Annotated in this window: 19 protein-coding genes and 1 tRNA gene; 13 read left to right on the top strand and 7 right to left on the bottom strand. The window is 62.9% G+C overall.

What is annotated here, in order from left to right; all coding sequences use genetic code 11:
- Positions 1-73: 73 nt before the first annotated feature.
- The 3 genes from serS to CK221_RS16040 are packed head-to-tail and all read left to right on the top strand — an operon-like array spanning position 74 to position 2791.
- The gene (serS, locus tag CK221_RS16050) at positions 74-1378 is read left to right on the top strand and encodes a serine--tRNA ligase (RefSeq protein ID WP_095778423.1); all 1305 of its coding nucleotides are present in this window, start codon (positions 74-76) and stop codon (positions 1376-1378) included.
- Between the two features lie 4 nt (positions 1379-1382).
- Positions 1383-2141 carry a 5'/3'-nucleotidase SurE gene (gene surE / locus CK221_RS16045; RefSeq protein WP_095778422.1) on the top strand — a complete coding sequence of 253 codons (759 nt, stop codon included), beginning with the start codon at positions 1383-1385 and terminating at the stop codon, positions 2139-2141.
- Entirely contained in the window at positions 2138-2791 is a 654-nt protein-coding gene (locus CK221_RS16040; RefSeq protein WP_066999999.1) for a protein-L-isoaspartate(D-aspartate) O-methyltransferase, read from the top strand. The genes surE and CK221_RS16040 overlap by 4 nt, the downstream gene beginning before the upstream one ends.
- A 61-nt stretch (positions 2792-2852) precedes the next feature.
- On the opposite strand, the gene CK221_RS16035 is transcribed toward CK221_RS16040, so the two are convergent.
- Positions 2853-3566: an outer membrane beta-barrel protein gene (locus CK221_RS16035; RefSeq protein ID WP_095778545.1), complete on the bottom strand. Its 714-nt coding sequence runs from the start codon at positions 3564-3566 to the stop codon at positions 2853-2855.
- 360 nt (positions 3567-3926) lie between these two features.
- Here CK221_RS16035 and CK221_RS16030 point away from each other — a divergent pair, with 360 nt between their 5' ends.
- A complete protein-coding gene (locus CK221_RS16030) occupies positions 3927-5450 on the top strand; it encodes a LysM peptidoglycan-binding domain-containing M23 family metallopeptidase (RefSeq protein WP_095778421.1) in 1524 nt (507 codons plus the stop codon).
- Positions 5451-5553: 103 nt separating this feature from the next.
- Here CK221_RS16030 and CK221_RS16025 read toward each other — a convergent pair whose 3' ends face one another.
- Complete coding sequence (locus CK221_RS16025; protein WP_095778420.1) at positions 5554-6426, bottom strand: ATP-binding protein; 873 nt, start codon at positions 6424-6426, stop codon at positions 5554-5556.
- A 266-nt stretch (positions 6427-6692) separates the two neighbouring features.
- Here CK221_RS16025 and yajC point away from each other — a divergent pair, with 266 nt between their 5' ends.
- The 6 genes from yajC (at position 6693) to CK221_RS15995 (ending at position 12460) form a co-directional block, all read left to right on the top strand.
- Complete coding sequence (gene yajC / locus CK221_RS16020) at positions 6693-7031, top strand: preprotein translocase subunit YajC (protein WP_095778419.1); 339 nt, start codon at positions 6693-6695, stop codon at positions 7029-7031.
- A gap of 54 nt (positions 7032-7085) precedes the next feature.
- Positions 7086-9641, top strand: coding sequence for a protein translocase subunit SecDF (secDF, locus tag CK221_RS16015; protein ID WP_095778418.1), 2556 nt, complete (start codon positions 7086-7088; stop codon positions 9639-9641).
- Positions 9642-9767: 126 nt separating this feature from the next.
- A complete protein-coding gene (locus tag CK221_RS16010; protein ID WP_095778417.1) occupies positions 9768-10157 on the top strand; it encodes an Mth938-like domain-containing protein in 390 nt (129 codons plus the stop codon).
- A gap of 8 nt (positions 10158-10165) precedes the next feature.
- Positions 10166-11005, top strand: a complete 840-nt coding sequence (locus tag CK221_RS16005) for a phytoene/squalene synthase family protein (RefSeq protein WP_245425711.1) — start codon at positions 10166-10168, stop codon at positions 11003-11005.
- 79 nt (positions 11006-11084) lie between these two features.
- Positions 11085-11510 (top strand): hypothetical protein, encoded by a 426-nt coding sequence (locus tag CK221_RS16000; protein ID WP_095778416.1) that lies wholly within the window; start codon positions 11085-11087, stop codon positions 11508-11510.
- Positions 11510-12460: a sterol desaturase family protein gene (locus tag CK221_RS15995; RefSeq protein WP_179295152.1), complete on the top strand. Its 951-nt coding sequence runs from the start codon at positions 11510-11512 to the stop codon at positions 12458-12460. The genes CK221_RS16000 and CK221_RS15995 overlap by 1 nt, the downstream gene beginning before the upstream one ends.
- Here CK221_RS15995 and trmFO read toward each other — a convergent pair whose 3' ends face one another.
- The 3 genes from trmFO to CK221_RS15980 form a co-directional block, all read right to left on the bottom strand.
- Positions 12461-13870 carry a methylenetetrahydrofolate--tRNA-(uracil(54)-C(5))-methyltransferase (FADH(2)-oxidizing) TrmFO gene (gene trmFO, locus CK221_RS15990; RefSeq protein ID WP_095778414.1) on the bottom strand — a complete coding sequence of 470 codons (1410 nt, stop codon included), beginning with the start codon at positions 13868-13870 and terminating at the stop codon, positions 12461-12463.
- A gap of 348 nt (positions 13871-14218) precedes the next feature.
- Entirely contained in the window at positions 14219-14359 is a 141-nt protein-coding gene (locus CK221_RS15985) for a DUF1127 domain-containing protein (protein WP_067000031.1), read from the bottom strand.
- 51 nt (positions 14360-14410) lie between these two features.
- Positions 14411-14551 (bottom strand): DUF1127 domain-containing protein, encoded by a 141-nt coding sequence (locus tag CK221_RS15980; RefSeq protein ID WP_006335194.1) that lies wholly within the window; start codon positions 14549-14551, stop codon positions 14411-14413.
- 234 nt (positions 14552-14785) lie between these two features.
- Here CK221_RS15980 and CK221_RS15975 point away from each other — a divergent pair, with 234 nt between their 5' ends.
- Together CK221_RS15975 and CK221_RS15970 are read left to right on the top strand one after the other, a co-directional pair.
- A complete protein-coding gene (locus CK221_RS15975) occupies positions 14786-15901 on the top strand; it encodes a DUF2157 domain-containing protein (RefSeq protein WP_095778413.1) in 1116 nt (371 codons plus the stop codon).
- On the top strand, positions 15898-16479 hold the full coding sequence (locus CK221_RS15970; RefSeq protein WP_095778412.1) for a GDYXXLXY domain-containing protein: 582 nt from the start codon (positions 15898-15900) through the stop codon (positions 16477-16479). Before CK221_RS15975 ends, CK221_RS15970 begins: the two co-directional genes overlap by 4 nt.
- Positions 16480-16531: 52 nt before the next feature.
- Here the strand turns inward: CK221_RS15970 and CK221_RS15965 are convergent, their stop codons facing one another.
- On the bottom strand, positions 16532-17326 hold the full coding sequence (locus tag CK221_RS15965; protein WP_143749055.1) for a hypothetical protein: 795 nt from the start codon (positions 17324-17326) through the stop codon (positions 16532-16534).
- Between the two features lie 466 nt (positions 17327-17792).
- Positions 17793-17877: transfer RNA gene (locus tag CK221_RS15960), tRNA-Leu, on the bottom strand.
- A gap of 342 nt (positions 17878-18219) precedes the next feature.
- On the opposite strand from CK221_RS15960, the gene tig reads away from it, so the two are divergent.
- Positions 18220-19704: a trigger factor gene (gene tig / locus CK221_RS15955; protein WP_095778410.1), complete on the top strand. Its 1485-nt coding sequence runs from the start codon at positions 18220-18222 to the stop codon at positions 19702-19704.
- Positions 19705-19832 lie beyond the last annotated feature (128 nt).

Genomic DNA, 19832 nt, shown 5'->3' with positions numbered 1-19832 from the left:
GCCGGCTGCTGCTGTCTTGCATCGATCAGGGATGCGGTTTACGCCCTCGAACCTTACTCGAGGACGGAAAGCCATGCTTGACATCAAATGGATTCGCGACAACCCGAAGGCCCTTATCGAAGCGCTGGTGAAGCGCTCGTGGTCGGCTGAGGACGCCCAGTCCGCCGTCGAGGATTTGATCGCCAGGGACGAGGAGCGCCGCACCCATCTCAGCGAATTGCAGGTCAAGCAGGAGCGCCGCAATGCCGCTTCGAAGGAGATCGGCAATGCCATGCGCTCGGGCGAGGCCGCGCTTGCTGAAAAGCTCAAGGCCGAGGTCGGCGAGATCAAGGCGTTCATCCAGAACGGCGAGGCGCGCGAGCGCGAGCTCGACCAGGCGCTGAACGACTCGCTTGCGGTCCTGCCCAACGTGCCGCTCGACGACGTGCCGGTCGGCAAGGACGAGCACGACAATGTCGTCAAGCGCGTCGTCGGCGATGTGCCGACCCGCCCGAACTGGGTGAAGGAGCATTTCGAGATCGGCGAAGCGCTCGGCATGATGGATTTCGAGCGTGCGGCGAAGCTGTCCGGCTCGCGCTTCACAGTGCTGAAGAGCCAGCTGGCGCGCATGGAGCGCGCGCTCGGCCAGTTCATGATCGACCTGCACACGACAGAGCACGGCTATGAGGAGATCCAGCCGCCGCTGATGGTGCGCGACGAGGTTCTCTTCGGCACCAACCAGCTGCCGAAATTCGAACTGGACCTGTTCTTCACGCCGCATGGCGACGGACGGCTGGGCCTGATCCCTACGGCGGAAGTGCCGCTGACCAATCTGGTGCGCGAGGAGATCACGCCGCATGAGAAGCTCCCGCTGCGCTACACGGCGCTGACGCCGTGCTTCCGCTCGGAAGCGGGCTCGGCCGGCCGCGACACGCGCGGCATGCTGCGCCAGCACCAGTTCTACAAGGTCGAGCTGGTGTCGATCACCGACCAGGAAAGCTCGCTCGCCGAGCATGAGCGCATGACGCAATGCGCCGAGGAGGTGCTGAAGCGGCTCGGCCTACCGTTCCGCACGGTGACGCTCTGCACCGGCGACATGGGCTTTGGCGCACGCAAGACCTACGACATCGAGGTCTGGCTGCCGGGCCAGAACGCCTATCGCGAAATCTCGTCCTGCTCGGTCTGCGGCGACTTCCAGGCGAGGCGCATGGATGCCCGCTACAAGGACAAGGACGGCAAGGGCAACCGGTTCGTGCACACGTTGAACGGCTCCGGCACCGCGGTCGGCCGCGCTCTCATCGCCGTCATCGAAAACTACCAGAATGAGGACGGCGGCGTAACCATTCCTGAAGTGCTGCGGCCTTACATGGGTGGTCTTGCCAAGATCGAATCGAAATGAGTTCATGCGCATCCTGCTGACCAATGATGACGGCATCCACGCCGAAGGCCTTGCGTCGCTCGAGCGCATCGCCCGAACGCTCTCGGATGATGTCTGGGTGGTGGCGCCCGAGCAGGACCAGTCCGGCTACGCGCATTCGCTTTCGATTTCGGAACCGCTCAGGCTGAGGAAGGTCGGCGAGAAGCATTTCGCCGTGCGCGGCACGCCGACCGACTGCGTCATCATGGGCACGAAAAAGATGCTCCCCGGGCCGCCTGACCTCATCCTTTCGGGAGTCAATTCCGGCGCCAACATCGCCGACGACGTTACTTATTCGGGCACGGTTGCCGGCGCCATGGAGGGGGCGCTGCTCGGTATCCGTTCGATCGCGGTCAGCCAGGCCTATTCCTATCTGGGCGAGGACCGCGTCGTCCCTTACGAGACGACCGAAGCGCTGGCGCCGGCGCTGCTCGAAAAGCTGATCGCAACGCCGCTGCCGGAAGGCGTGCTGCTCAACGTCAATTTCCCGAACTGCGCACCCGACGAAATCGAGGGCACGGTCGTCACCGCGCAGGGCAAGCTCGTGCACAGCCTTTGGGTCGACGAGCGCCGCGACGGTCGCGGTCTGCCTTATTACTGGCTGCGCTTCGGTCGGGAGCCGGTCGAAGGCAAAAAGGGCACCGATCTTTACGCGCTGCGCAACCGGCTGGTGTCGGTGACGCCGCTGCAGCTCGACCTCACCGCCCATGAACTCCGCGACCAGCTGACCAAGGCGCTGTCATGACCATGGCTATCGACGACCGTGAAGGTTTCGCCGCTTTCCTGCTGCGGCTGCGCGGCAGGGGCACGGCGCCGAAGGCACTGGTCGCTGCTTTCGAGGCGACGCCGCGGCGCGGCTTCCTATCCGCGCAGTTCCATTCGATCGCCTGGTCGGAAGGCATGCTGCCGATCGAATGCGGCGAGGCGATCGAGGGCGCGGACCTGCAGGCGGCGGTGGTTGCGGCTTTGGCCATCGAGCCGGGCAACCGCGTGCTCGAGATCGGCACCGGGTCCGGCTATACGGCAGCCGTGATGTCCAGGCTTGCCGCGCGCGTCGTCAGCGTCGACCGCTACAAGACCTTGACCGAGCAGGCAAAGCAGCGATTCGAGGCGCTCGGCATCAGCAATGTCATCGTACGCCAGGCCGACGGCTCCAACGGCCTGCCCAACGAAGGGCCGTTCGACCGCATCATCGCCTGGGCGGCCTTCGAAAGCCTGCCGCGCTTCCTGCTCGATCAATTGTCGAGCGGTGGCGTCGTCATCGCGCCGATCGGCCCGGAGGAGGGAGAGCAGGTGCTGGCCAAGCTCACCAAGGTCGGCAGCCGTTTCGAGCGCGAGGACATCGGCATGGTGAGGCTGCAGCCGGTCCTGCGCAGCGTTGCCGCGGTGATCTAGCGCGCCAGCCCTGCGATCGACGGCTAACCGCGTCGAACGCGCCTGCGACCCATCACTGTAGTCAGCCACCCCAGCGGTAGTTCAGGTGCAAACCAACGAGATCGACATCCTGATCGATGCGCTCGGTGCTGAAGGGGCCCCCGGGCGCGCCAACGACCGTGAAGGTGGTGGTCTTGTCGGGCATGAACAGGTGATCGTATTCGATCGCGAGTGACCAATTCGGGGCAAAGCCATATTCAAGACCGGCACCCAAGGCACCGCCCCAGCGGGTCTGATCGTCTGTCTCGCCGGCGGGCGTGTCGGGTGAAAAGAGAACATCGAAACGGTCGTGAGTCACGGCCGCGCCTCCCTTGACGTAGAATAGGGCGTTGTCGACGCTGTACCCGACTTGGGCGGTCAGCAAGCCAAACCAGTCGACATGGGACCGATTTATGAAGACGGGAACAACGATGTCGACGTTGGAACCTTTCAAATCGGCCCAATTCCCTTGAGCCTCCAGGCCGAAGACCCAATCGCTGCGCTGCCAGCGGTAGCCGAGCTGAGAGCCGGCCGTCCCGCCGGTGGCGTTATGACAACCTTCGCTGCCAAAAAACGCTGAGGTCCAGCAGGAGTGGCTCGAGCCCCAGCCGCCATTGGCGCCGATGTAAAAGCCGCTCCAATCATACCCAACGTCGGTCTTCGTAGGGACAGGAACGGCGAGATCGGCGGCGGACGCGTGCGCAACGGCGCTTAGAGCAGCAGCAAAAGCCGCTGCGGCGATCAGAACTCGTTTCATCAGGGTACCCCTCCCGGTTGCATCCACGTTAGCCGAACTCAACCGAAAAATGCTGTTACCTCGGCGCAACAGCAAGGATAATTTCCAGAAGCCTGGACGATTCTGGCAGGCACCGCTTTGGCAGCGCAGGCGTGGTCAAGTGAGGGTGGTGCCGCTGCTCGCCCGGTCTCATTTCGTGCGCTTCGCCGGCTCCCGAGACGCCCCTCTCGTCTCGATCGGCACGATCTGTCCGGACTTCGTCGCGCCTGTCGAAAAATGTTTTAAGAAAATTTTCGGCGGATTTTAATGGGTTAACCGGCCAGTAACATTAACGCGCTTTAATCATGACCAGTTTGTACCGGGTCTGTGCGGGTTAGTGCGATGCAATTCAATGGTTTGAAGGCAAACGGACGCAATCTGGCGCGCGGCTGCGCCGTCCTCATGATCGCCGGTGCCGCGGCAGGCTGCAGCTCCCAGGCGATGCGCTTCAATGGTGTCGACGACGTCTTCACATCGTCCACCAACAATCAGCGCGCCATCATCAACAAGCAGAATGTCGACCAGCCCTATCCGGGCGATACGGTCGCGCCGGCCCCAGTCGACGGCAGTCACACCCAGTCGGTGAGCCGCTCCAGTCTCGAACCGGTGACGTCCCAGCAATTGCCGCCGCCCTCGGCGCCGGCCGCCGCCAAGCCGATACGCACCGCCTCGGCCCCGGCACTTGCGCCGGCTCCTGCCGCGCCGCATCTCGACAGGACGGCAACCAGCACAGTCGCGCCGGCCAAGCCGTTCAAGACCGCCGAGCCCGACGCGGTGCGCAACGCAAGCGCGGCGCCGCACGCGACCGAGATCGTGGTGAGGGAAGGCGAGACGATTTCCGGTCTGGCCCGCCAATATCATGTGCCGGCCGATGCGATCATCAAGGTCAATGGGCTCGATGCCAGCAAGGGCATCAGAACCGGCCAGAAGATCGTCATTCCGGCCTATGCCTATTCGAGCAAGGGCGGCCCGAAGCTTGCCGACGGCACCAAGCCCGCCAACACGCCGCAGCAGCCCGCCGGCGCGCCGGAGAAGGTCGCCGTGCTGCCGCAGCAGCCAAAACTCAAGGACGGCAAATCCGCCGCGCAGGTCGATGCGTCGGCGGCGGCCAGCGGTTCGAAGAGCGCCACGCCCGCCCAGATGGCCGAGGCAAAGCCGGCCGGCGCCGGCGGTACCTACACCGTTCAGCAGGGCGATTCCCTGTCTTCGATCGCCCGCAAGACCGGCGTCGGCGTCACGGCGCTCAAGCAGGCCAACGGCATGAAGGACGGCCTCTTGAAGATCGGCCAGACGCTCAAGGTTCCGGCCGGCGGCACCGTTGCCGTCGCTGCCGCGAAGCCTGTCGCGACCAAGCCGACCGTCGATCCGGTGACGACGGCAACCACGCAGCCGCCGGCAAAGACCACACCGTCGGAGACGCTCGCCTCCTACACGCCGCCGAAGAAGGACGCCAAGGTCATCCAGCAGGCCGAGGACGACGATGCAGTGGCGCCGGATGCGACCGGCATCGGCAAGATGCGCTGGCCGGTGCGCGGCCGCGTCATCTCCGGCTTCGGCTCCGGCAAGGACGGCGTCGACATCGCGGTGCCGGAAGGGACGCCGATCAAGGCGGCCGAAAACGGTGTCGTCATCTATGCCGGCGACGGCCTCAAGGAGTTCGGCAACACGGTGCTGGTGCGCCACGAGAACGGCCTGGTCACCGTCTACGGCCACGCCAGCTCGATCGAGGTGCAGCGCGGCCAGAAGGTCAAGCGCGGCCAGGAGATCGCGCTGTCCGGCATGAGCGGCACCACGGACTCGCCGAAGCTGCACTTCGAGGTGCGCAAGAACTCTGCCCCGGTCGATCCGAGCGGCTATCTCGAATAGAACAAGAACAAATTGCGGGCCGCCTGACCTCCAGTCCGGCCCGCCGGCTTCAGCCCGCTCCGCCAGGAGCGGGCTTTTTCAGTGCAGCCGGTGATATGGGCTATTAGTCCTTAAGCGGCTTGCCGAGCCGTCCGGCAAGATCCTGGGTGAACTGCCAGGCGACGCGGCCGGAGCGGCTGCCGCGCGTCGTTGCCCATTCCAAGGCTTCCGCGCGCAACGTCTCGGGATCAATCGCGAGGGCATGGTAACGGACATAGCCGTCGATCATGTCGAGATATTCGTCCTGCGAGCATTTGTGGAAGCCGAGCCACAGGCCGAACCGGTCGGAGAGCGAGACTTTTTCCTCCACCGCTTCCGACGGGTTGATGGCGGTCGAGCGCTCATTGTCGATCATATCGCGCGGCAGCAGGTGCCGACGGTTCGACGTGGCGTAGAAGATGACGTTGGCCGGGCGGCCCTCGACGCCGCCTTCGAGTGCCGCCTTGAGCGACTTGTAGGAAGTGTCGTCATGGTCGAAGGAAAGGTCGTCGCAAAACAGAATAAAGCGGTAGGGCGCTGCCTTCAAAAGGCTCATCAGCTTGGGCAGGGTGTCGATGTCCTCGCGATGGATCTCGATCAGCTTCAGCGGCCGGTCAAGCTTGTCCGAGGCATTGACCTTGGCGTGCACGGCCTTGACCAGCGACGACTTGCCCATGCCGCGCGCGCCCCACAGCAACACATTGTTGGCGGCGAAGCCGGACGCAAAGCGCTCGGTGTTGTCGAGCAGGATGTCGCGGACCCGGTCGACTCCGCGGATCAGGCCGATGTCGACGCGATTGACCTTGTGGACCGGCTCCAGGTAGCCGGGATCGGCCTGCCAGACGAAGCAATCGGCCACGCCGAGGTCGGTCTCGGGAACCGGTGGCGGCCCGAGACGGGAGACCGCGTCTATCAGGCGGTCGAGCTTTTTGTTCAGGGCATCCAGGCTATCGGTCATTTCCGGTCTTTTTAACTTGGCAATCACGGAACGTGAAACGGATCCGCGGCTGCGCACCAAGAACCAACTGCAAGCTTCTGTTGTAGCACGATCTTTTCGGCCGGCTCCAACCGGTTTCCGGCTGCGACGCTCTAGCACGCGCCAAACGGCTGGAAAAGCAACGGATTCGGCGGGTCGCGCAGTTGCATTGGCAACTTTACCGACTATATTCCGCCCAAATTTCGCGGGGCCGTCCCGGCGGTATTTCACCATCCAGGAGTTTCTTGATGTTCGTCACACCGGCATACGCCCAAGGCGTCGGCACGTCGCCCGATATGTTCATCGGCATTTTGCCGTTTGTCCTGATTTTCGTGATCATGTATTTTCTGATCATCAGGCCGCAGCGCACGCAGTTGAAGAAGCGCCAGGAAATGCTGGCCGCAGTGCGCCGCGGCGATACGGTGGTGACCGGCGGCGGCTTCGTCGGCAAGGTGACCAAGGTGATCGACGACAATGAGCTGGAGATCGACCTTGGCGGCGGGACCAAGGTGACGGCGCTGCGCTCGACCATCTCCGACGTGCGGGTCAAGGGCGAGCCGGTGGCGAACCAGAACGCCAAGAAGTAATCACCACCTCGATGGCGGAACGCTGCCGCTTGTACGCCTAACGGATAAGAACGAATGCTTTATTTCTCGCGCCTGAAGATGATCCTGATCTGGCTGGCCGTGGTCGTCACAGTGGTCCTCGCCGCGCCCAACCTGTTTCCTGCAAGCATGCTGGCGCAACTGCCGAGCTGGGTGCCAAAGCGGCAGATGACGCTCGGCCTCGACCTTCAGGGCGGCTCGCACATCCTGCTTGAAATGAATCAGAACGATCTGATCAAGGATAGGATGGAGACGACGCGCGACGAGATCAGGACGCTGCTGCGCGAGGCCAATCCCAAGATCAACTACACCGGCCTTTCCGGTTCCGGCCGCACCGTGCAGGTTCGCATCACGGACCAGACTCAGATCGACCAGGCCAAGAAAGTCCTGAAGCCGCTGACCGATCCGGTGGCGGCGGGACTGTTCAGCGGCGGCTCCGTCCAGGAAATGTCGCTGGATGACTCCGAGCCCGGCCTGCTCAAATTCACGGTCACCGACGCCGGCCTGAAATACCGCACCTCGACGGCTCTGTCGCAGTCGATCGAAGTGGTCGAGCGGCGCGTCAACGAGCTCGGCACGACCGAGCCGATCGTGCAGCGGCAGGGCGACGACCGAATCCTTGTCCAGGTGCCGGGCCTGCAGGATCCGCAGCGACTGAAGGAAATCCTCGGGCAGACCGCCAAGCTGACCTTCCAGATGGTCGACCAGTCGATGCCTGTGCAGGATGCGCTGAAGGGCCGTCCGCCCGCGGGCTCTTCCGTCCTCTACTCGCAAGACGATCCGCCGGTCCCCTATCTCATCGAAAACCGCGTCATCGTTTCCGGCGAAAATCTGGTCGACGCGCAGGCGACCTACAATTCGCAGACCAACGAGCCGGTGGTTTCGTTCCGTTTCGATTCCAAGGGAGCGACACGGTTCGGCCAGGCGACGGCGCAGAATGTCGGCAAGCTGTTTGCCATCGTCCTCGACAACCAGGTGATTTCGGCGCCGCAGATCCGTGAGCCCATCCTGGGCGGTACCGGGCAGATTTCCGGCAATTTCACCCCGCAGAGCGCCAATGACCTTGCCGTGCTGCTGCGCGCCGGCGCGCTCCCGGCAACGCTGACGGTCATCGAAGAGCGCACCGTGGGTCCAGGCCTCGGCCAGGATTCCATCCATGCCGGCAAGGTGGCGGGCGTGATCGGTTCGATCCTCGTCGTCGCCTTCATGTTCGTCGCATACGGCTTCCTCGGCTTCCTCGCCAACATCGCGCTGGCCGTCCACGTGGCGATGATCGTTGCGCTGCTGTCGCTGCTGGGCGCCACGCTCACTTTGCCCGGCATCGCCGGCATCGTGCTCACCATCGGCATGGCGGTGGACTCCAACGTTCTGATCTATGAGCGCATTCGAGAGGAGCGGCGACTTGGCCGCTCGGTGATCCAGTCGATCGACACCGGCTTCGCCAAGGCGCTGGCAACGATCGTCGATTCCAACGTCACCTCGCTGATTGCCACCGTGGTGCTGTTCTGGCTGGGCACAGGACCGGTCAAGGGTTTCGCCATCACCTATGCGATCGGCATTCTGACCACCGTCTTCACCGCCTTCACCTTCACCCGCATGCTGGTGTCGATCTGGCTGCGCCGCGCCCGTCCGAAGGAATTGCCGCGCGCGCCGGTCACCTTCATTCCGCCCGGCACCAGGATCCCATTCATGGGCATCCGCCGCTGGACGTTCGCTTTGTCCAGCATCTTGTCGATCCTGTCAGTTGTCGGGTTCCTCACCATCGACATCAATTACGGCATCGACTTCAAGGGCGGCTCGATGATCGAGGTGCAGTCCAAGCAGGGCGACGCCGATCTCGGTGACATCCGCAACAGGCTCTCCGAGCTCAACATCGGCGAGATCCAGGTGCAGCAGTTCGGCGCGCCGAACGACGTGTTGATCCGCGTCGGCACGCAGGACGCCGGCGAGAATGCCGAGCAGACAGTCATCGACAAGGTGCGCGGCGAACTGCAGGACCAGTATGACTTCCGCCGCGTCGAGGTGGTCGGACCGACGGTCTCCGGCGAGCTCGCCAAGCAAGGCACGATCGCCATGCTCATCGCGCTGGTCGGCATCCTGCTCTATGTGTGGTTCCGCTTCGAGTGGCAGTTCGCCGTCGGCGCCATCATCGCCACGGTGCACGATGTGGTGATGACCATCGGCTTCTTCGTCATAACCGGACTGGAATTCAACCAGTCGTCGCTGGCGGCGATCCTGACCATCATCGGCTATTCACTCAACGACACCATCGTCGTCTATGACCGCGTCCGCGAAGACTTAAGAAAATACAAGAAGATGCCGTTGCCGCAGCTGTTGAACAACGCCATCAACGAGACGCTGTCCAGAACCACGCTGACCTCGGTGACCACCATCCTTGCGCTGTTGGCACTGGTGCTGTTCGGCGGCGAGGTGATCCGCTCCTTCACGCTGGCGATGCTGTTCGGCGTGGTGTTCGGCACCTATTCGTCGATCTTCATCGCCGCTCCGCTGCTGATCCTCTTCAAGCTCAGGCCGCAGGCCGCAACCGCCGAAGAGACCAAGCCGGCGAACGGCAAGGCCGTGGCGACCTGAAGCCGTCAGAGCCGGATGATCTCAGGTCGAGTCGACCTGAGATCTGAATCCGCTCTAAATCAAAGAGATAGAGCATAATGTCGTCCGAAAACCGCTCCACCCTTTTCGGCATCATGCTCTAGCCCCATGGCCAAAGGCATCGTCATCCGAGAGGCGCATTTCCCGGGCAGGGCGCCGGTCGAGGCCTATGGCAATGGCGGGTTCCGCTTTGCCGACATGTCGCATCGAGGCTCGCTGCTGTGCCTGCCGTCCGGTATCCATGGCTGGGAGCCGGCCGATCCGCTGGCGCTAAAAGCTTCGGACTTCGACAAGCTGTTCGCCCAGGCCGACAAGGTAGAAATCCTGCTGGTCGGCACCGGCAAGGATCTGCGGCCGCTGCCGGCTGCACTCCGCTCCGCGCTGAAAGGGGCCGGCATTTCGGCCGACCCGATGTCGACGGGCGCGGCCGTGCGCACCTACAATGTGCTGCTGGCCGAGGACCGTGCCGTGGCCGCAGCGCTGATCGCCGTCGATTGATGGCCGGCATGCCCAACATCGTCATGGATGCGGTGCGTGCCGCAGATCATGATCGCTATCTATGCGCGCTCTACGCGCCCGCCGACAGGCGTGACGCGTTGCTTGCGCTCTATGCCTTCAATGCCGAGGTCGCCGGCGTTCGCGACCGCATCCACGAGCCGCTGCCGGGCGAGGTCCGGCTGCAATGGTGGCGCGATGTCATCTTGGCCGAGGGCGAGGCGGAGACAGGTCATCCTACCGCCGACGCGCTGAGGGCGGCGATCGCCGCCAACCATCTGCCGAAGGCCGCTTTCGAGAACATGCTCGAAGCGCGTATCTTCGATCTCTACAACGATCCGATGCCGTCGCGGACCGACCTGGAGGGTTATTGCGGCGAGACGGCCGCGGCGCTCATCCAGCTTGCGGCGATGGTGCTCGATCCGAATGCCGCGCCACGCTTTGCCGAACTGGCGGGCAGGGCGGGCTGCGCGCAGGCCATCACCGGCTTGCTGCTTTTGTTGCCGCTGCACCGTCGCCGTGGACAGTGCTTTATCCCCTCCGATATCCTGGCAGCCGCCGGCACCTCGCCGGAAGAGTTCGTCAAGGGCGACGGCGATGCTGCCGCGGAGCGCGCGGTCGCGGCGATGATCGCGCTGGCGCGAGAGCATCTCGGCGCTTTCGAGAAGGGCGCGTCGGCTCTCCCCGTGTCGCTGCGCCCCGCCTTCCTGCCGCTGGCGCTCACACATGCCTATCTCGACAGGATGGAAAAGCCGGGTCGGTCTCCACTCGGGGGCACTTCGACCCTCTCAACCTTGCGCCGGCACTGGCTGCTCTTGCGTCATGCCATGCATGGCTGGACGCCCCTTTGACGTAAACGTCAACCATGCTAGGGGTTCTGCGCGTGGACTCGCATCAGAGAAATGCGAGCCAGCGGAGGACCGCCTTTCCATGAGCCTGCCAGTCTTGGTCGTCCTTGTCGTGTTCGGCATCGCGCTGTCGGTGGCGGCCGTGCATTTCACCGGCGGCACGATGACCGCGACACTTGCCGGGGCTGAACACGCGCTCGCACGTTTTGCCGAAGACTTTCCAGACGAAAAGCCTGGGGCGGTCAGGCTGACATCCGACAGGCAAGCCGCCATCCTGGAACTCGACCCGCAGCGCTGCGGCATCGTCCAGAGCATCGGCGACTGTTTCCTAACCCGCATCGTCACGCCGCGGGATGTGCTCGCCCTGGTGCGGGAAGGGAATGTCTTGTCGCTGAAAATGGATGATTTCACCTGGAAAGGCGGGCGGTTTGCCTTCGCCGACGAGGCAGACGCGCTGAGCGTGGCGGCGGCGCTGCTGAGCCACGATCAGATCCGAGAGGCGGCGTGATGGACGATTACAATTTCCCGCAGGTCACCCAGCTTGCCATCCCGTTCTTCGTGACGGCGATCCTGATCGAGCTCTGGCTGGTACGCACCGGCCGCGCCAAGGGATCGTTCGAGACGCGCGACACGCTGGCCAGCCTGATGATGGGGACGGGCAATGTCGTCGCCGGCCTGCTGCTCGGTGTCGTATCCTACTGGACGCTGCTGTGGCTCTGGCAATTCCGTTTCTTCAATCTCGGCCTGTCGATCTGGGTGTTTGTCGCCGCCTTCCTGCTCGATGATTTGCGTTACTATGTCTACCACCGCATGGCGCATCGGGTGCGCTGGGTTTGGGCCGAGCACGTCAACCATCATTCCAGCCAGCATTACAATCTCTCGACGGCGCTCCGGCAAAGCTGGACCGGCCTCTTCACCTTCATGTTCGTGCTGCAGGCGCCGCTGGTGCTGCTCGGCTTCCATCCGGCCGTCATTGCCTTCGTCTTCGGCTTCAACCTCGTCTGGCAGTTCTGGATCCACACCGAAACGATCGGCAAGATGTGGAGCTGGTTCGAATTCGTCTTCAACACGCCCTCGCACCACCGCGTCCACCACGCCACCAATCCGCGCTATCTGGACGCCAACTATGCCGGCACGCTAATCATCTGGGACCGCATGTTCGGCACTTTCGTCCCGGAACTGGACGAGGACCGGCCGCGCTACGGCATTGTCAAGAACATCGGCACCTTCAACCCGCTGAAGGTCGCCTTCCATGAATGGATCGGCATGTTCAAGGATGCGATGATGCCGGGACTGACGCTCGGCCGGCGTCTCAGCTATCTGATCCAGCCGCCAGGCTGGAGCCATGACGGCTCGCGCGATACGTCGGAGACGTTGAAGGCGGCCTATGTGCGGAGGAATCCGTCCGAAGCAGGAAAGCCGGGATTGCCGGCGGCGAGCGCCGAGCCGGCGGAGTAGCTATTCCGCTGCCTGCGCCTGCGAAGGCAGGCCCAGCCACACGCGACAATCGGCCAATGCGCGCGCCGTGATCGCGCGGCGCTTGGCAACGGTCTTGTCCTTGCCGCGCAGGCGCTTGCCTTCGGACTTTGGAGCCTCGACCGGCGGGAACAGGCCGAAATTGACGTTCATCGGCTGGAAGGAGCGCTTGCCCGGCTCGTCGTCGGAGACGATGTGGCCGCCGGTAATATGGTTGAGCAGCGCGCCGAGGGCCGTGGTCGAGGGCGGCAGTGAGGCCGCCCGGCCGAGCCGTTCGGCCGCGGCGAAGCGGCCGGCGAGCAGGCCGATCGCGGCGCTTTCGACATAGCCTTCGCAACCGGTGATCTGGCCGGCAAAACGCAGGCCGGGGCGCGACTTCAGCTGCAGCGACGGATCGAGCAGCGTCGGCGAGTTGATATAAGTGTTGCGGTGCAGGCCGCCGAGGCGGGCGAATTCGGCATTCTCCAGTCCGGGAATGGTGCGGAAGATGCGGATCTGCTCGGCATGCTTCAGCTTGGTCTGGAAACCGACCATGTTGTAGAGCGTGCCCAGCGCATTGTCCTGGCGAAGCTGCACCACTGCATAGGCTTTGACCGACGGATTGTGGACGTTGGTCAGCCCCATCGGCTTCATCGGCCCGTAGCGCAGCGTCTCGACGCCGCGCTCGGCCATCACCTCGATCGGCAGGCAGCCGTCGAAATAGGGCGTGCCTTCCCACTGCTTGAACTCGGTTTTTTGGCCGTCCAGCAACGCCGCCACGAAGGCGAGATATTGCTCCTTGTCCATCGGGCAGTTGATGTAGTCCTTGCCGGTGCCGCCGGGGCCAACTTTGTCGTAGCGCGACTGGTACCAGCAGGTGTTCATGTCGATGGTGTCGAAATGCACGATCGGCGCGATGGCGTCGAAAAAGGCGAGCGCATCGGCGCCGGTTGCTTCGGCAATCGACTGCGCAAGCGAAGGCGCGGTCAGCGGACCGGTGGCGATGATCGCCTGGTCCCAATCCGCCGGCGGAAGTCCAGACACTTCCTCGCGCTGGATGGCAATCAGCGGATGCGCTTCGATTTTTGCGGTTACTGCCTCGGAAAAAGCGTCGCGGTCGACGGCTAAAGCGCCGCCGGCCGGGACTTGGTGCGCGTCGCCGGCGCTCATGATCAGCGAGCCGGCGAGCCGCATTTCGGCATGGAGCAAGCCAACTGCATTGGTCTCGGCGTCGTCCGAGCGGAACGAGTTGGAGCAGACGAGCTCGGCGAGCCCGTCGGTCTTGTGCGCGTCGGTGCCGCGCACCGGGCGCATCTCGTGCAGCACGACCGGCACGCCGGCTTCTGCGATCTGCCATGCGGCTTCGGAGCCGGCGAGGCCGCCGCCGATGACGTGAACGGGATCTTTGCTCATGAGCGCCGAGATAGTCGCTTGGCGCGGCGAATGCAATTGCCGGCTTCGACGGGCCGACTACCTCCAAAACAACAACACCCGCCGGGGGAGGAGGTCCGGCGGGTGTCGTTTTGGGGGTCGATCCTCGGGAGGAGGTGAAGATCGACCATATTCGTCATTGCCGGGGAGGAGGTCGGCTTTGACGAAATTCCTTCCGCCAATTGAAGGGGCGGATCCTTTCGGAGAACAACGCCCGCCGGGGGAGGAGGTCCGGCGGGCGCCGTTTCGGTGGTCAACCTTCGGGAGGAGGTAAAGGCTGACCGTATCCGTCAGGGTCGGGGAGGAGGTCGACCCTGGCGAGATTCCTTGTCAAACCGCCTTGCGGGCGATCATCTTGATCTCGTCGCGAACGATGCCGAGATCATTGAGCTGGCGGTTCGAAAGCCGACCCAGCTCAGAAACCGTCTCGCGATAAACGCGCCAGTTACGGTAGCTGCGGATCAGGTTCATTGTCTTGCTCTTCTCAAAAACTGGTTCGGACCATTCGCGGTCCGAAGCGGATTAGACCGCCTTGCGAGCGACGTAGTGAATGTCGCTGCGGCTGATGCCGAGGTCGGTCAGTTCACGGTTCGACAGGCGGCTCAGCTCGGAAACGGTGTCCCGGTAGCGGCGCCAGTTGCGGTAGTTGCGGATCAGGTTCATGGTAGTGCTCGTTTCGTCTTTGGTTCGGATCATTCCGTTTGTGTACGAACGGAAAATAGGCGGGGTCATATCGGTTTAAAAGTGCCATTGGTGCATGGCAGCAATGCAAATTGTGCAATGCAACATTAACGGCGATTCACGCTTGCGCCATAAGCAAGACCGAATCGGAAAATGCCGTTGCGTCAACGATTTGCGGCGCGCGGTTGTAAAATGGCCAAAGCTCGGGGGGAACGGATGGCGGGCTATGCGACGAAGGTGAGGGCCGATATCGCCCGCTGGCGGGCGGCGGGCCTGATCGACGCGCCGACGGCGGACGCATTAACGCGTGACGTTGCCGCCAACGATCGCGCCTCGCTGAGCTTCGGCTCTATCCTGGCGATGATGGCGGCGTTACTGTTCGGTGCCGCGATCCTGATCTTCGTCGCCGCCAACTGGGAAGCCATTCCGCGCCTGGCGCGCGTGACGGCGCTGTTTGCTGTCATCCTCGGCGGTTATGTCGCTGGCGCCGTTCTGAAGACACGCGACCATGCGGCGATCGGTGAGGCGCTATGGATCATCGCCGCCGCGGCCTTTGGCGGGTCAATCGCGCTGATCGGTCAGATGTATCATCTGTCGGGCGACGAGGCTTCGGCATTGCTGACGTGGTGCGCCGGCACGGCGCTGGCGGCGGTCGCATTGCGCTCGAACCCGCTCACCGTCGCCTCCGTCGGCATCGCCGATGCCTGGCTGTTCCTTAAATGGGGAGGATTTTTCCGCCGTGCCGAGTTCCCGCATCTCTTCGCCGCTATCGTGCTGGTGCTGTTCGCCATCTCATTCTGGACACGCAGCCAGGCGGCGCGGCACGTCATCATCCTTTCGATCGTATTCTATCTCCTGCTGCTGGCGATCGACCACAACACGCTCCAGGTCGCGATTCCGCTCGTGCTCGTCTCGATGCTGCTGTTCGCGGCAGCGATCTTTGTCGCCGAACCCGTCGACAGCGTCGTGCAACTCGGCGGCAGGCTGCCATTGCATGCGCTCATCGGCTTTCTTGCCGGCCTCGCAATGGTCCAGTTCGAACTGGCCGATGAGGCGAGCTACAACAGCGGCTTTGCCATTGCCTCGGCAGCCGCGCTTGCCGGCATCGTCGCGGCGATCATGCTCGGCGGCCGTGAAAGCAGAGGCTTGCGCTGGGTGGCGTATGCCGGCTTTGCCTTCGAGCTCGCCATTATCTATGTGGTGATGTTGCAGTCGATGCTCGACACGGCGGGCTTCTTCCTGTCCGCGGCCATGCTGCTGGGAATACTGGCGCTGGTCATCATCCGCGTTGAAAAACGAATGAAGACGCCCGCCGGAGGAGCAGCGGCATGAGCGGCAAAAGACTGATCATCGCGGCGCTGGTGACGGCGCTTGTCCAAATCGGCTTGCTGGGCTGGATCATCGCCGGACGCGCGGCGATCCTGCGCAACGGCAAGGAGGTCCTGCTCAAGGTTGAGCCCGTTGACCCGCGCGATCTTCTGCGCGGCGATTATATCTCGCTTGGCTATGACATCTCGCGCATCCCGGTGAAGCTTATCGCCAACATTCCGCCGGGCAAGTTCACCAGCAACGACTCCGAGATCGTCGTCAGGTTGAAGAAGGCTGTGGACGGCTACTGGCAGCCGAGCGCGGCATGGTTCGATCAGGCGCCGGCGCCTGCCGCTTCCGATGAGGCCGACATTGTCGGGCATGTAGCGGATGGCTGGGATCTGCGCTCACCCGAGATGACGATCACGCCGGAATACGGGATCGAGCGTTTCTACCTGCCGGAGGGCAAGGGGATGGCGATCCAGAACGACATGCGCGTGCGGCCGTTCGGCGTCAAGCTGGCGCTCTCCGCCGATGGCAAGGCGCAGATCAAGGCGCTCATGGACGGCGACAAGACGCTGTTCGAGGAGCCGCTTTATTAGTGTGTTCGGGCCTGGGCGTCAGCGCGACGGTCCGGGTTAACGACGGTCCTGGTTATGGCCGGACATCGCCCGTCTCGGCGATGATTTTGGGATAGGGACCGATCGATATCGTATAGCTGAAGTCCGCTACGCCTTTCTCCTGCTTGTGTGTCGAGGGGCTGCGCACAATCCAGTCGTAGATGCCTGAGACGTTGCAGCGATCGTTGGCGCAGCTGACCGCAATGCTGTCATTGCGGACGTTGTATCCGCGTTCAGGCCATCGCTGGTAATAGCTCCTCTTGTCCTCAATGATCGAACTTAGGTTCGTCAACTTGCCATGATAGTCGACCGTGGGAGCGTAGGACGCCCGAGCCTGAGCAAGAGCGAAATCGTTGTTATCGCCATGATGCTCGATGAGATCCCTGACGAAGGCGACCGCAACGCTTTCCGGCTGTTGCCTGGCGTCGGGCGCAGGAGCGGACACGGACGCAGGATCCGGCGTCGTTGATACCTGCAATGCATCCGCTTGCGGCTGGTTCGCTGCGGCATTGGTCACACGCAACTCTGCCATTTCGCTGGCCGATAGGTACCGTATGTCATGCTTGTCATAGCTCGAAGCCAATTCCATCAGCTTGGGATCCGCTCCCATCTCGACCACATAGGATATGATTGCGGCCGTGCCGAACTGGAAACGGGCCTCCGCGTCTTCATTTGACATCCCGTCGGCCGGTTTGAGGGACGGCCGATGAACGCCGATGGAACCTGGTTCGGCAACGCGGTGGACGCCGCCCAGGAAGGCCAGTGAGCAGGCTGAAGCGCACTGCAATTGGCGAAGCTGAAGAGTATCCAAACCCGCCGCCCGGATCATTCGCTCCCCAAGCGAATCGCACTGCCGACGTTGCCGCCGCGGGAGTTGAATACGATCATCCTGGCCCTGCTGCTCGCAACCGCGTTGCTGAAGGCGTTCAGGGGTTCATTGGCGCCAAACTCACCGGATACAAGAAGCATTGGCTGCTGGCCCGGAGAGGAAACCGAAGTGTACTCCAAGGCCTCAACGTGACATGTCGCTGCCGCGACAGCCGACCCAACCGCCAGAACCAGAGAAACTACGCGCACAACCTGACAGAGCCCCAACCTGCCTGTTGCTGCGACTAAGAACCTGTTGACGCGCTATTTCAAGGGAATTGCACACGAAAAAGCGGGTTGTCTGCTCGAGCCTTTGCGTGCGCCGCCAGGAGTTGATGGCTCCGATCCTTCCTGCCAAAGGTTCGGAGGACACCCTTCGCTCTGACGACCATGGGGTGGCCTACCACCAGAAGCTCGCAGGCGAAGGGTGGTGCGGATGAAGGGACTCGAACCCCCACGCCTTTCGGCACTGGAACCTAAATCCAGGGCGTCTACCAATTCCGCCACATCCGCGTTCCCCGGCAATCCCATGTAGCCATCATTCTGTCAATGTCGGGGTCCAAGTCACCGTCATTCTCGTAATCGCGAAGATGGTTGAAAATTAGCCTAGCCTGTGACAAAAGGCGTGTCGAATGTGACGGGACGCGACTATCCGCTTCTGCCGAATGTAAGAAGAAGTAGGAAAAACAAAGACTTCTTCACATTTTGGAAGCGCAGTTCAGGAGAGTTTGAGCCGCATTGGCGGTCAAATCACCAGGTTCCGTACCAAAGCCATTTCCGGCAAGAATATACCGGCAGGCTGTAAACGGCTAAGGACCGTTTGGCAGCCTCGTTGGTGAAAACAAAGGTTTTAGGATGCAGGTCACCGAAACGCTCAACTCCGGTCTCAAGCGCGAGATCAAGATCACCGTGCCGGCCGGTGACATGGAAGCCAAGCTGATGGCGCGGCTGAACGACGCCCGCGGCAAGGTGCGGATCAACGGTTTCCGCCCGGGCAAGGTACCGGTGCAGCACCTGCGCAAGATGTACGGCAAGTCGTTCATGGCCGAGGTGGTCAACGAGATCCTCAACGACTCGACCCGCTCGATCATCTCGGGCCGCGGCGAAAAGGCCGCCATGCAGCCTGAAGTCATCATGACCGAGGACGAGAAGGAGGCGGAGAAGATCCTGGCCGGCGGCGCCGACTTCGAGTTCCGCCTCAATTACGAGGTCATCCCGGCCATCGAGGTCAAGGATTTCTCCGACATCAAGGTGACGCGTCAGGTTTACGACGTGCCGGAATCGGAGGTCGACGACCAGGTGAAGCGGGTCGCTGAATCGGCTCGCAGCTACGAGCCCAAGGAGGGCAAGGCCGCCGAAGGCGATCGCGTGAGCATCGATTATGTCGGCAAGATCGGCGGCGAGGCGTTCGCCGGCGGCGCCGGCACCGACCAGCCGCTGGTGCTGGGCTCGAAAGAGTTCATCCCGGGCTTCGAGGACCAACTGGTCGGCACCAAGGCGGGCGATGAGAAGCAGGTCACGGTGACCTTCCCGGAGAACTACCAGGCAGCGCATCTGGCCGGCAAGGAAGCCACCTTCGACGTCACCGTCAAGGAAGTGGCCAAGCCCGGCGCGCTCGAGATCAATGACGAGACGGCCAAGAACCTTGGCCTGGAATCGCTGGAGCGCCTGCGCGAGATCGTGCGCGGCCAGATCGAGAACCAGTTCGGTTCCATGACCCGCCAGAAGGTGAAGCGCCAGCTGCTCGACCAGCTCGATGCCGCCTATTCCTTCGAGGCGCCGTCGAAGCTCGTCGAGGCCGAGTTCAACAACATCTGGGCGCAGGTCAACCGCGACCTCGAAGCCGCCGGCCGTACCTTTGCCGACGAAGAAACGACGGAGGAAGAGGCGCGCGCCGAATATATGCGCCTGGCCGAACGTCGCGTGCGTCTCGGCTTGGTTCTTGCCGAGATCGGCGAGAAGGCCGGGGTCACCGTGTCGGACGAAGAACTGCAGCGCGGCCTGTTCGAGCAGGTTCGCCGCTTCCCGGCCAACCAGCAGCAGGAAGCTTTCGAGTTCTACCGCAGCAACCCCGAGGCGATTAATTCGCTCCGCGCGCCGATGTTCGAGGAAAAGGTCGTCGACTATTTGCTGGGCCAGATTTCGGTCGAGGACGTGAAGGTCAGCAAGGAAGAGCTGATGGCGGACGACGAGGAGGCCGAGAGCGCCAGCAAGGCGAAGCCGGCGAAGAAGGCTTCCTCCAAGAAAGCCGAGGCCAAGGCCGGCGAAGCAGCCGGTGAGGCGGAAGAGCCCAAGAAGAAGGCCGCGCCGAAGAAGAAGGCCGCCAAGGACGCCGAGTAAAACCGGCGATAAGCTGATTTCGAAAGGCCGCCCACGAGGCGGCCTTCAGACTGCTGACAAACCCCTGGCGTTTGCCGGGGGTTTTTGATTCACTGGGTCATGTTGAAGCGACCCGCCCCTGAACAGAC

The sequence above is a fragment of the Mesorhizobium sp. WSM3868 genome, from assembly GCF_002294785.1.
GTDB lineage: Bacteria > Pseudomonadota > Alphaproteobacteria > Rhizobiales > Rhizobiaceae > Mesorhizobium.
This window is presented reverse-complemented; position numbering and strand designations above follow the sequence as displayed.